Origin of the sequence: Cellulophaga omnivescoria (genome assembly GCF_027915275.1) — a bacterium.
Taxonomy (GTDB): domain Bacteria; phylum Bacteroidota; class Bacteroidia; order Flavobacteriales; family Flavobacteriaceae; genus Cellulophaga; species Cellulophaga omnivescoria.
This window is the reverse complement of record NZ_CP115819.1, coordinates 371,212-385,072: the sequence shown is the minus strand read 5'-3', so window position 1 is coordinate 385,072 and position 13,861 is coordinate 371,212. Positions and strand designations below refer to the sequence as shown.

The following is a 13,861-nucleotide window of genomic DNA, read 5'->3' as shown; positions in this document are numbered from 1 at the left end:
ATTGTTTTTGGTTGTAATTATGGTAAGGTTTGGTCAAATATATAGTGTTGTATGTAACAAAATGTAGTTAAAGGTAAATAGTATGTCTCAGTTAATTATAGTTTAGTTAAACTATGTAGGTTATAAAATTACGGTAAAATACAGTTTTTTTACTTGTGAGTACAATCTTACTAAATATTCAGTTTAGATTTGAGCAGTAATTAAACAACCTTAATTTTACTATGATGAAAAACAATAACAATGCAAACAAAAAATTAAATTTTAATGGTTTAAAAACAAACTACTTTATTTTAGGGCTTTTAGCAATAGCTCTAATTTCTTGCTCTAATGATGAAAAAGATACTTTTACAGACGAGTTAAGTATTTTAGAAGAGAACAGTACAGAGGTAAAAGTTTTAATGCTTAATGAGACTGATTTTTACACACCTCCTAATAATTATGCTGTTACTAAAAACTTGGTACAGGATTATGGTGTTGATAAAATTTTTGCCACAGATGATAGTAAAAAACTACAAGAAGCAATAAATGATGTGTCCTCTAAAGGAGGAGGCAAATTACTTATACCTAAAGGAGAGTATACAGTATCGGAAATAAAACTAAAGTCTAACGTACATATAGTTGTAAATAGCGAAGCTGTTTTTAGACCGTCTACAAGGCCTGATAACAAAAATTATGCAATGTTTACGTTTGGCAAAGAATCTGCGGTTGTTAAAAATGTAAGCATATCAAGTTCTAACGGAGATAAGTTTACTGTAGACCTAACCAAGGCTAATAACAGTAACGTAGCTGTATTTAACTTAAATAATATATCTAATTTTTTAATTTCAGATTTTAGGGTTAAAGATGCGCTTACAAAGTTTTCTGCGGTTACAATGGGTATTACCGAGTTTAACAATAAGTATATGTGGCCAACAAACGGTGTAGTAAAAAATGCAGTTACTTTAAACTCAGATTATGGGTATGGTTTGGTGCAAGTACAAGCTGCTAAAAATGTATTGTATAAAAATTTAAAAGGTACGGGTGGTGTAACGCTTCGTTTTGAAACTGGTTGGACATTTATGAACGACTTACAAATTGGTGGAGTACATGATATGTACGGTGAAAACATTTCATGTACAAATGGTAATGCAGCTGTAATGGTGTCTCCTCATGCTATGCATAATGGTAAAGTTTATGTAAATGGCATAACAGCAAACAGTTGTGGTTTTGCTGTACGTATAGAGGGAGGCTTTGTTTCTAAAAAATACAGTGCACCAGGTTTGGTAGATGGCACTTTTAGTAAAGTTACAATTAACAATGTTAATGCAACTTATGGTAATAAAGATGCTCAATTAAAACCAAAACATTACAAATTTATGCCGTGTGATTTAAGAGATTTAATAGATGAAAATCCAATTACAGCAGGAGGCGAGTCATACTGGGGGCCATCAATAAGTGCGGTACTAAATACACCAAATTACAAAGTTGTTTTAAATAAAAAGACTGTTTCTGGAACAGGATTTAAAAATGGTTTTATTGTACAAACAGAAGAAGATGCCGTGAGTGATACAGACTGTAACTAAATAACAATGTGCATTATAATTTACGGAAAAATACATTTTGTAAACCACCAGATACATTTACTGTACACATATTAAAGATATTTACAATAAACATTTTTAAATTTTGAAAAGAGCATACATTTACAAAAACTCATTACTTGCTGTAATGGGTTTTGTATTTGTTTTTACAGCATGTAAAAACAAACCAAAACAGACAGAAAATATAGTTGTTAAGCAACCAGAAATAACATCTAAAAAACCAAACATTGTATTGTTGTTTGTAGACGATTACGGTTGGTCTGATATTGGGTATAGAAATCAAACTTTTACTACACCTAACTTAGATAAATTTAAAAAAGAAAGTTTAGACTTTACAAGGGCATATATACCAACACCTACTTGCAGTCCAAGTAGGTTGTCTTTGCTTACCGGTAAAGAAGCTATTAGGCTTGGTATGCCTAGGCATATTTCATTAGATAAAGATAATCCAGAAGCAGAATATAATTTATGGCCTACAGACCCTGTACAAATGCCTTCTAGAAATTATTTGCCATTAAAGGAAATAACGTATGCAGAGCGTTTAAAAGAATTTGGGTATTATAACATGTTTATTGGTAAATGGCATTTAGGTCACCCAGGACGTTACCCAAAAGATCAAGGTTTTGATGCAGAATATGGTACAACCAATGCAGGACACCCCAAAAGCTATTACTACCCATTTTTTAAGGCAGAAGATGATCCAAGAGGGTTTTTAAAATCAGGAGTTAAAAAAGGAGATTATTTAACGGATGTGCTAACAGATGGTGCGGTTAACTTTATAAAAGAGTATGATAAAGACCAGCCTTTTATGCTATCTTTTTGGTATTATTCTGTTCACGGGCCATCTATAGGTCGTAAAGACTTGCTAAAAAAATACCAAGATGCTGGCCTAAAAGGAAAATATGCGCACCACGCTGCAATGGTAGAGGCTATGGATGAGTCTGTTGGCCGTGTACGCAAAGCATTAGAAGATAAAGGAATTGCAGATAATACAGTAATCATAGTATTATCAGACCAAGGAGGTGCTTATACCAACGCGCCGTTAAGTGGCGGTAAAAAGGGCGGAAATACGTTGGGTGAAGGTGGTGCACGTGTACCATTATTAATAAATTATCCGGGTGTTACTACAGCAAATACAGAAACAAATGTACCAGTACAATCTATAGATATTTATCCTACTTTAATAGAAATAGCCTCTGGTAAAAAATGCGAAGACACTCAAATTAACGGTGTTAGTTTATTGCCAATTTTAAAAGGTGAAACTCTAGAAAAAAGAAATTTATACTTTTTTAGAAGTTATGAAGATCAATATGCTGCTGTAATGGCAGGCGATTATAAATTGATTAAATATCACAGTGGTACCTACCAATTATTTAATGTAGCTAAAGATATAAGCGAGCAAGATGATTTAATGGGTAAAGGTCTTCAAATAGAAGAAGAGCTTAAAAATGACCTTGCAAATTGGGAAAAGGAAGCTGTTCCTGTTTATACAAAATAGAATATTAAATTTATGAAAAATATTATTTTATCAACCTTAGTACTTGCAATTTGTATTTCTTGCGGTTCTAAAGATAAAAAAGACCTTGCTTTAACTGATAGTGAGCAAAAGGAAAAACCTCAAACTAAAAAGCCAAATATTATTTTTTTATTGGCAGATGATATGGGTTATGGAGAGCTGGGTTCATACGGACAAAAAGTAATTAAAACCCCGTTTTTAGATAGTTTGGCTTCTGTAGGTATGCGTTTTACAGAATTTTATGCGGGTACATCTGTATGTTCGCCTTCTAGAGCTGTATTAATGACAGGCTTACACACAGGCCACGTTAGTATTAGAGGTAATAAAGGAGAGTACCCTAACAAATATGATAGGGTTCCTTTAAAAAAATCAGAAAAAACTATTGGAGAAATGCTACAGCAATCTGGCTACCAAACAGCTATGATTGGTAAATGGCATTTGGGTGTACCAGAAGATGTATCTACCTGGGCAAAAGGCAGAGGGTTTACCTATGCCGTACAGGAACAATGGGGAGAAGATGCCAATGGTAATGAAATAGATGAGCGTGTACATTGGGTAAATAATAACCAAGATTCTATTTTTTACAACTATAATAATTACAGTTGCTTAGATGAGTTTAGAACCAATTTTGCACTAGAGTATTTAGATAAAAAGGATGCTAGTAAGCCGTTTTTCTTATACATGTCTTATAGAACGCCACACGCACACGAGTTCTTTTTAAGTAAAAATGATTTGTACAGTGATAAAATACAAGAGTGGCCAGAGATAGAGCGCAGACACGCAGCTAGCATTACAATGTTAGACACACAAATAAAGCGCTTATTTATTAAACTTAAAGAAAGCCGTGAGTTAGAAAATACGTTAATTGTATTTTCTAGTGATAACGGACCAACCAATGAAAACCATCATGATTATACTTTTTTTAATAGCTCTGGCAATTTACACGGTTACAAGCGAGATTTGTATGAAGGAGGTATAAGAGTGCCAATGATAGCCTACTGGAAAGGAAAAATAAAAGGAGGAGTAACCACTAATCATCCCAGTACTTTTTATGATGTTATGCCAACATTGGCAGAAGTAGCAGATGCAAAAGTACCTAATAAAACAGACGGTATTTCTTTTTTACCAGAACTTTTAGGCAACAAACAGCCTAAACATGATTTTTTATATTGGGAAATTCAGGAAGGTAAATCTGTAAAAGGATTTAAGCAGGCTACACGTTTTGGTCACTGGAAAGCAGTACGTTATAAAGATAATTACCAAACAGAATTGTACAATTTAGAAACAGATTTGTATGAGAAAGAAGATGTATCTACCAAGCATCCAGAAATAGTAGCCAAAGCAAATAAAATTTTAAAGGAGCAGAGTGTGCCAATAGCGCATTATCCATTTTCTGGAGGCGTATTTAAAAATTAAGATTATGATTAAAGTAAAAGAAATTTTATGGTGTATGGCCTTGGCTTTAATGCTAATGGCTTGTGGAGGTAAAACCGATAAAAAAGCAACTGCTGTAAAAACACCTACAGAAACTAAAAAGCCAAATATTATTTGGATTATGGCAGAAGATATGAGCACAGATTTAGCGTGCTATGGTATGCCAGATGTTAAAACCCCGTTTTTAGATAAAATGGCAAAAGAAGGTGTGCTTTTTACCAATGCCTTTGTTACAAACCCTATATGTTCTCCTAGTAGATCTGCTATGATGGTGGGTACACATCAAGTTAAAACAAATACGCATAATCACCGTAGTAATAGAGAAGTTCCTTTAAATGCACAGTTTACACCTTTTACTAAGTTGTTAAGAGATGCTGGCTATACAACCATTTTAGGTAATCACGCTGTTTTAAATAAAGGAAGAAAAATAGATGTAAATTTTAAGCATGAAGCTATTGGTGAGTGGGATGGAAAAACTCAATTTGGTTTGTTTGATAAATATGATACTATTAAAAAAACTGATGAACCATTTTTTGCTCAAATACAATTACAAGTAACACACAGAGGAGATTGGTGGGACCAAATAAGAGAAGAATCTAAACACCCAGTAAATCCAGAAACACTTACACTACCTCCATATATGGCAGATCATCCTGCGGTAAGACTAGATTGGGCTAAATATTTAGACCAAATAGAGTATATGGATAATGAGGTGGGTATGTTGTTTAAAGAATTAGAGGATAAAGGTTTGGCAGACAATACTATTGTTATTTTTATTGGTGATAATGGGCGTTGCAATATTCGTGGTAAAGGGTATTTGCAAGATCCAGGTTTGCGTATTCCTTTGTTAGTGCATTACCCAGCTAAATTTAAAGGAAACCAAGTTAGAGAAGATGTTGTTAGCGCAACAGATATTACAGCTAGTATTGTAGATTTTGCAGGTATAGATGTGCCAAGTTATATGACAGGGAAACCTATTTTTAGTGAAAATTTTAATAGAGAATACAATTATGGAGCAAGAGATTTGTGGGATGAAATAGAGGAGAAATCTAGGTCTGTAACCACAACAGAATGGTCTTATATACGTAATGATATGCCAGAGGTTCCTTATGATGCTCACCAAGCATATTTAGAATTTTACAGACCAGCTGTACATGTTATGCGTACCCTTTATAAAGATGGGAAATTAAACAAAAATCAGGCTCCGTTTTTTGCTTCTACAAAACCAAAAGAAGAGCTGTACAATTTAAAAGAAGACCCTTATGAGTTGGTAAATTTAGCAGAAAACCCTAAGTACAAAGATGTATTGCAAAAGCTACGCAATAAAACGGCTCTTTTAGATGAAGAAATGAAACCAGTTAGTGACATCTACAATCCTGTTATTACTAATGGACCAGAACTAATAGAGTGGGTTAAAAAGGAAAAACCAGAAGAGTATAAAAAAATGCTTGCCGGCGTAGAAATTGGACATAGTAAATTAAATAAAGAGTATAAGCAGGCATTAAAAAAAGAAACTAATAAATAAGAAATACCAAAAATGAATTACCTGAAAACTAAAACAGCTTATACTTTTTTTATTTTAGTATTAAGTTTAACAATACAGTCTTATGCTCAAGATAAACCCACTACAACTAACATTAATAAAAATTGGAAATTTAAAATAGTAGACGAGTCTAAAGTTGCTACTAAAGAATTACTTACAGCAGATTTTAACGATAAAGATTGGCAAAATGTACAATTACCGCATACTGCAAACATAGAGCCGTTGGTTGTTAACAACCAATGGCAAGGCATTTGTTGGTACAGAAAAGTAGTAAATATTTCTAAAGCAGATGCAGCAAAAAAAGTATTTTTTGAGCTAGAGGCTGCTATGAATTTTTCAAAAATTTGGGTGAATGGAAAATTAGTTTCTGAGCATCATGGCGGTTATTTACCTATAGCATTAGATTTATCAAACTATATAAAAGCAGGTGAAAATACTATTGCTATTAGATTAGATAATACTGATAACGAAATTACAGGTCCTAAACCATTAAAAAGGTTAGACTTTAATATGTATGGTGGTTTGTATAGAAACGCAAAACTATCAGTAAAAGAAAACGTATATATTTCTGATGCTGTATTAGCAAATAAAGTAGCTGGTGGAGGTATTTTTATAACATATCCTAAGGTAAGTAAAGCATTATCTACAATTAAAATAAAAACAAATATTGCTAATGATAGTAATAAAGAGCAGAATGTAACTGTTGTGCAAAACATTATCAATAATGGTAAGGTTATAAAAACGTACACGTCACCAATACTAAAAATTGAAGCTACTAAAAATGTAGATAATATTGCAGAATTAAGTTTAAACAATCCTAATTTATGGTCTCCAGACACACCTAATTTGTATGTTTTAGAAACTAAAATACAAGTTGATGGTAAAACGGTAGATTCGCAAAAAACAAAATTTGGTATTCGTGTTTTTGAATTTAAAGAAAACCAACTATATGTTAACGGCGAAAAAACATTTTTACGTGGTGTAAACAGGCATCAAGAGTATCCGTTTATTGGTTATGCGTTATCTGATAATGCGCAGTATCGTGATGCTAAAAAAATAAAGGAAGCAGGTTTTAATTATATAAGATTGTCACACTACCCACAATCACCAGCTTTTATGGATGCTTGTGATGAGCTTGGGTTAGTAGTTATTGATGCAATAATGGGCTGGCAATATTATAATGACACAGATGCTTTTAGAGAATATTGCTACCGTTCTGCATCAGAATTAATACGTAGAGATAGGAATAGACCTTCTGTTTTAGCATGGGAAGTATCGTTAAACGAAACTAAAATGCCTATCTTTTTTATGGAGGAATTGCACAAAATAGTACATGCAGAATATCCTGGAGACAATGTATATTCTTGTGGTTGGATGGATGATGTGTATGATATTTATTTACAAGCTCGCCAACACAGAATTTTACATCCGCATGAGTTAAAAAACAAACCATACTCTGTTTCAGAATACGGAGATTGGGAGTATTACTCTAACAATGCAGGCTTAAATCAGCATAAATTACCAAAAGATATTAGACTAGAAAAAAGTAGTAGACAATTAAGAGCAGACGGAGAGGTTAGGTTGTTGCAACAAGCATATAATGTGCAAGAATCTCATAATGACAATTTAAATACTCCTGCATATTCAGATAGTTATTGGGTTATGTATGATTATAACCGCGGTTACCATGATAACATTGAAGCATCAGGAATAATGGATATTTTTAGATTGCCAAAATTTGCGTATTACTTTTATCAAAGTCAACAAAGTGCGGAGCAAAATAAGATACTAAAAATTGCAACTTATTGGAACCAAGATTCTCCTACAGACGTAACAGTTTTTTCTAATGTAGATGAGGTAAAGTTATATGTAAACAATAAATTAATTGCAACTCAAAAGCCAGACGTAAATAATATTTCTACTAATTTAAAACACCCACCTTTTACGTTTAAGTTAAATTCGTTTACACCCGGTACGCTTGTAGCTAAAGGGTTTATTAACGGTAAACAAGTAGCAGAAGATAAAGTATCAACTCCAGAAAAAGCTACAAAATTAAAAATTTGGGTAGATGAAAGCGGAAAACCTGCTACCGCAAATGTAAACGATGTATTGTTTGTTTACATAGCTGCAGTAGATAAAAACGGTACTATAGATCCTAATTTTAAAGGAGAAATTGCCGTTAATTTGGGTAATGGCTTAGAGTTAGTAAATGTTGGTGCTGTTATTGCCGAAGCAGGTATTGCTACAGCAGTAGTAAGAGTTGGTAATGTATCTGGAACCGTACCAATTAAAGTAACCTCTGGTAATTTGCAAACCACTTACAATTTTAAGATAAAATAGACTGTTTGGGGAACAATCTGTTAACAAAAGACAGTTTCTATGGGCTTAAAAACCTAATAGAGGCTGTTTTTTTTTGTAGAAGTTTAAAGTTATTAAGGTTCTACTTATTTATAGTTGTTTTTTAAAGCCGTTTTCTGTTTTAAATAAACAAATTTTTAATCTTTTTACGTGTTTTATAGAACTTAAATATTATTAATGTATAATAATTTTATAGTGTAAACAATTGTTTTTTAGATGTTTATGTGTTGTTTTACGGAAAGATACATTTCTTTTACGCGTGTAGACAATACTATTGTATAGAATTATCAATTTTATAAAACATTTAACAAATTAATAGTAAATAATGAACAAGCATTCTAAAAATAATACAAGTCTTAGGTTAGCGCTACTTTTTATCTTAGTTACTTTTGTAACTAGTTTTAATTATGGGCAAGTAGGAGCATTAGACAAAGTACTATTTAAATTAGATATAGCTAAAGATGCAACACCAAATGTTTTAGCAAGAATTTTAAAGGCCGATAAATTACCAATATCAGAAATTAGTTTTGAAAAAGGTACATATCATTTTTATCCGGACCTAGGTTTAGAAAAATATGTACATATATCTAACCATAATGATGTAATTATAAAAACTGCTTTTCCTATCCAAAATTTTAAAAATTTAACAATAGATGGGCAAGGATCTACTTTTATTTTTCACGGAAGAATGATACCTTTTTTAATAGATAATTCTACAAATATTACAGTTAAAAATGTAACGGTAGACTGGGCAGTGCCCTTCCATAGTGAAGCTACTATAATTGCTAATAATAAGGAAGAGCATACTTTTGATATTAAAATATCTGATGAGTATCCTTATGAAATTAGAAATCAGCAATTAATTTTTGTTAAAGAATATTATGAGCATGATTTTGGACAAGCAATTTTGTTTGACCCAAAACGTAAAGCAATTTCTTTTAATACAGAAGCGTATACTTCTTTGGCATTGTATAAAAAGGTAAGTGTAAGTAGAAATTTAGATAAAATAAACTATAAATATCCTACAGATAAGTTAGATCCAGATAAAAGAATTATTAGTCGTGAGTCTAATTTAATTTTTAAAGAAATAAAACCGGGTATTGTACGCATTTACAACCATAAAAAGAAACTGCCAGAGGTTGGTAAAATTATAGTTAGTAAAGGAGAACAACAGCATAATAGATTAGCACCAGCATTTAGAGTGTCTAACGTTATTGGTTTTTTTGCTACTAATGTAAATGTACACCACGCTGGTGGTATGGGATTAATTGCAGAAAACTCAGAAAACTTAATTTTAGATGGTTTTAATGTAACAGCTTCTAACGGGCGTATGGTATCTACAAGTGCAGATGCTACACATTTTGTAGGTTGTAGAGGTAAAGTGGTATTAAAAAATTCTACTTTTTCTAATCAGTTAGATGATGCTACAAATGTACACGGTACGTACCAAATTGTACAGGATATTAAAGATGAATATACCTTGGGTATTAGAATGGGACATTTTCAGCAGCAAGGTTTTGTAATAGGTAGAGCTAATGATAAAATAGGTTTTTTACGTTTAAGTAATTCTTTTTTCCCTTATGCAGAAAATTCTATAAAGAGTATTCAAAAAATAAATAGTAGGTATCAAATTATCACTTTTAATAAAAAATTACCAGAAAATCTTAACGTAGGAGATTTAATAGAAAATTTAGATGCGTATCCAGAGTTAACAGTAGAAAACTGTACAATAAAAAATAACAGAGCACGTGGTTTATTAATATCTACACCTAAAAAAACAGTTATAAAAAATAACTTTTTTAGTACAGAAATGGAAGCTGTTTTAATTCCTGTAGAAAGCGGACATTGGTATGAGTCTGGCAGTGCTAATGATTTGTTAATTACAGGAAACACTTTTCAAGATTGCCAACACAGTGGTTTTAATAGAGGAGTAATTAGGTTTGATACAGATGATGATAACGCTAATATTGCTTTTAAAAATGTAACCATAGAAAACAATACTTTTAACCAGTTTGATAATTTAATACTTCAGGTTAAAAATACAGATGGGTTGTTGTTTACAAAAAACATAATTACCAATTCGGGTACTTTTCCTCAGTTGCACACAAATAATCCTGCAATACGTATAAGTCATTCAAAAAACATTCAGTTTAAAAAAAATATTTACAAGGGTAAAGCATCTAAAATATTAGAAACAGATGCATCTGTAGGTAAATTAACATTTAAATAAGTAGTAACTAAAACAAAAAAATATGAATTAAAAATGCATTGATAATAAAACTAACAAAACTAAAAAACTAAACTTAAAGGAAATGAAAAACAAAACAAAAACAATAAAACCAAGTAAGGCTATTGGTTTAAAAATGCTACCAACGGTATTGTTGTTGTTCTTCACATTTACAGCAATTGCACAAAATATTGAGGTAAAAGGAACAATTACAAGTTCTGATGATGGCTTACCAATTGCAGGAGTATCTGTAGTAGAAAAAGGAACTACTAATGGTGTAGCAGCAGATTTTGATGGTAATTATGCTATAAATACTAAAATAGGAGCCATTTTAGAATTTAGTTTTATAGGTATGGAGCCAAAATCTATAAAGGTAACTAGCAGTAAATTAAACGTTGTTTTAGACACAGATTTAGAAACTTTAGATGAAGTAGTTGTTATTGGCTACGGTACTGTTAAAAAGAAAGAACTTACTGGTGCTGTAGCACAAATAAAATCAGAAGCGGTAGAACAATTTATAACACCAGATTTAGCTTCTGCTTTACAAGGCCAAGTAGCAGGTGTTAATATTACTGCAAACTCTGGGGAACCAGGAGAACAGTCTAGCATACAAATTAGAGGTATAACATCTTTATCTGGTAGTAATACACCATTATTTGTAGTAGATGGTATACCACAACAAGGAGACCCTAGGTTAAGTGCTAATGAAATAGAAACTATAGATGTACTTAAAGATGCCGCTTCTGCCGCTGTTTACGGTACACGTGGTGCTGCAGGTGTAATATTAATTACAACTAAAAAAGGTAAAGAAGGTGCAATGCGTGTAGAGTTTAATCACTCTTACGGAATACAAGATTTAGGTAAAAACATACCGTTACTTAACACTAAAGAACAGGTGTATTTTGAAACTCAAATAAAAAGATACTATCCGCAAGCTTTTGATCCGGGACCAAACAGACCAGAATGGTTAAATAATGATAACGATTTAAGAGATATTGTATTAATAGATAATACAGAAAGTAAAACATACAATTTAAATATCTCTGGCGGTACAGATAAGTTTACGTACAACGTAGTAGGTGGTTATTTTGATGCCGATGGTGTTTTGGTAGGTTCTTCTTTTAAAAGGTACAATGGTAGAGCAAATACTACATACAATACAAAAAACTGGAAAATAGATACAAGTATTGGTTACATTTTAGAGGACCGTAACAGAGCAACAAATAGTTTGTTAACCAATGCAATACGTTACAAACCCTATTTTCCTATAATAGATAGGGACTCTGATGTATTTTTTACAGAATCTGGACAAGGTGGTGTAGAAACACCGTTAAATACACTTGCACAAAACCTTAAAAGAAAGGATAACCAAAAAACAGATAAAATAAATGTAAGCTTAAGTGTAAACAGAAGAATTACAGACGAATTAGATTTTACTACTAGAATTGGTGCCAATATAAATAACTCTGTAAGAAACATTTTTAGACCTAGGTTTGAACTTTTTGATGTTACTACAGAGACTTCAGAAGTAGACCCATTAAAAAGTGGTGTATCTGCAGAATCATCTAGATTAAGCGTTTTTAGTTGGGATGGTAGTTTAAACTATAAAAAATCTTTTGGAGATCATACAGTAACTGCACTTGCAAGTACTTCTTTTGATGAAAGAAATTTTCAATCTTTTATAGCATCAAGAAACGGTGTTATTTCTAATGAAGTAGAAGTTATAAATAACGCTGGGCAAGATCCATTAGCAGAATCTGGTATTAATTATGTTAGAAAAAACATAGGTTTAATAGGAAGGGTACAATACAACTACAAGGGCAAATACTTATTATCTGGTTTAATAAGACGAGATGGGTCTAGTAAGTTTGGAGAAAATTACCGTTGGGGTAACTTTCCTTCTATTTCTGGTGCTTGGAACGTTTCTAGTGAAAATTTTTGGAAATCTTTAAAGGCAACAGTTAACAATTTTAAAATAAGAGCCAGTCACGGTACCGTTGGTAATGATAGTTTTAACGATTACCAATTTGCATCTGTAATAGCAGGTGAAAGAGACTATATTTTTGATCCTAATGATGCGGTTGTAAATTTAGGTTCTGCTGTAGTTGCTTACTCTAATCCTCAAGTAAAGTGGGAAACATCAATATCAGACAATATTGGTATAGATTTAGGTTTCTTTAAAAATAAATTTACCTTATCTGCAGATTATTACGTTACAAAAAAGGAAGATATGTTGTTTCCTGTTAGGTTACCTGGTTCTACAGGTGTAGTATCTGGTCAACCACAAAATGTAATTTTAAATATTGGTAATATGACCAATAAAGGTTTAGAAATAGGAGCACAGTACAATGAGAAGATAGGAAAAAGTAAAATTACTATTGGCGCTACATTTACTAAAAACTCTAATGAAATTACACATATTGTAGATGGTGTAGATATTATTTACAATTCTAATTCACAAGTATTACTATCTCCAGTAACCGTTTTTAAGGTGGGTAGAGAAGCTGCCTCTTTTTGGCTGCACCAAACACAAGGAACTATTAAAACCGAAGAGCAATTATTGGCCTACCAAGAATTAGACGCTAATGCTAGACTGGGAGATTTAATTTACACAGACCAAAAAACTGTAGATACAGATAATGATGGTATTGCAGATGCTGGTGATGGCAAAATTACAGATGATGACAGAGTGTACTCTGGTAGTGGATTACCAGATTTTGAAGCTGGTTTAAATTTAACTTGGGCTTATAAAAACTTTGATTTTTCAATGAACTGGTATGCTTCTGTAGGTGCAGAAATTATTAACGGTACCAAAGCAGATGCTTTTACAAGAGGGCGTCATAGAGATTTGTATAATATGTGGACACCAGACAACCCTACGTCTAATATTCCTTTTTATATAGATCGTAATGGTAGGCACCCAAATTATGATGGTGATACAGATTTATGGGTAGAAAACGGAGATTATTTAAGACTAAAACAAGTTTCTTTAGGCTATAGCTTAGATAAAGATATGCTAATGAAAAATGGAATTTCTAAATTAAGACTTTATTTTTCTGCGCAAAACCCATTAACAATTACTGGTTATGATGGTTATGACCCCGAGGTAGGTGGGGGCAATGTAGCACAAAGAGGACTAGATTTATCTAGGTTTCCTTTAACGTCTTTGTATTCACTTGGTATTAATATAAGCTTCTAAACAC

Annotated in this window: 7 protein-coding genes; all 7 read left to right on the top strand. The window is 32.2% G+C overall.

Annotation, left to right across the window (positions count from 1 at the left end; all coding sequences use genetic code 11):
- The first annotated feature begins 221 nt into the window (after positions 1 to 221).
- The 7 genes from PBN93_RS01715 to PBN93_RS01685 all read left to right on the top strand — a co-directional run bounded on the left by PBN93_RS01715 (position 222) and on the right by PBN93_RS01685 (position 13,857).
- Positions 222 to 1,562, top strand: a complete 1,341-nt coding sequence (locus tag PBN93_RS01715; protein WP_271081269.1) for a glycoside hydrolase family protein — start codon at positions 222 to 224, stop codon at positions 1,560 to 1,562.
- 103 nt (positions 1,563 to 1,665) lie between these two features.
- Positions 1,666 to 3,078, top strand: coding sequence for a sulfatase (locus PBN93_RS01710; RefSeq protein WP_271081268.1), 1,413 nt, complete (start codon positions 1,666 to 1,668; stop codon positions 3,076 to 3,078).
- Positions 3,079 to 3,090: 12 nt separating this feature from the next.
- On the top strand, positions 3,091 to 4,512 hold the full coding sequence (locus tag PBN93_RS01705; protein ID WP_271081267.1) for an arylsulfatase: 1,422 nt from the start codon (positions 3,091 to 3,093) through the stop codon (positions 4,510 to 4,512).
- A 4-nt stretch (positions 4,513 to 4,516) separates the two neighbouring features.
- A complete protein-coding gene (locus PBN93_RS01700; protein ID WP_271081266.1) occupies positions 4,517 to 6,055 on the top strand; it encodes a sulfatase family protein in 1,539 nt (512 codons plus the stop codon).
- Between the two features lie 12 nt (positions 6,056 to 6,067).
- A complete protein-coding gene (locus tag PBN93_RS01695; protein WP_271081265.1) occupies positions 6,068 to 8,413 on the top strand; it encodes a glycoside hydrolase family 2 protein in 2,346 nt (781 codons plus the stop codon).
- A 343-nt stretch (positions 8,414 to 8,756) separates the two neighbouring features.
- Positions 8,757 to 10,661: an alpha-1,3-galactosidase-related protein gene (locus PBN93_RS01690; protein ID WP_271081264.1), complete on the top strand. Its 1,905-nt coding sequence runs from the start codon at positions 8,757 to 8,759 to the stop codon at positions 10,659 to 10,661.
- An 82-nt stretch (positions 10,662 to 10,743) separates the two neighbouring features.
- Positions 10,744 to 13,857, top strand: coding sequence for a SusC/RagA family TonB-linked outer membrane protein (locus PBN93_RS01685; protein WP_271081263.1), 3,114 nt, complete (start codon positions 10,744 to 10,746; stop codon positions 13,855 to 13,857).
- Positions 13,858 to 13,861 lie beyond the last annotated feature (4 nt).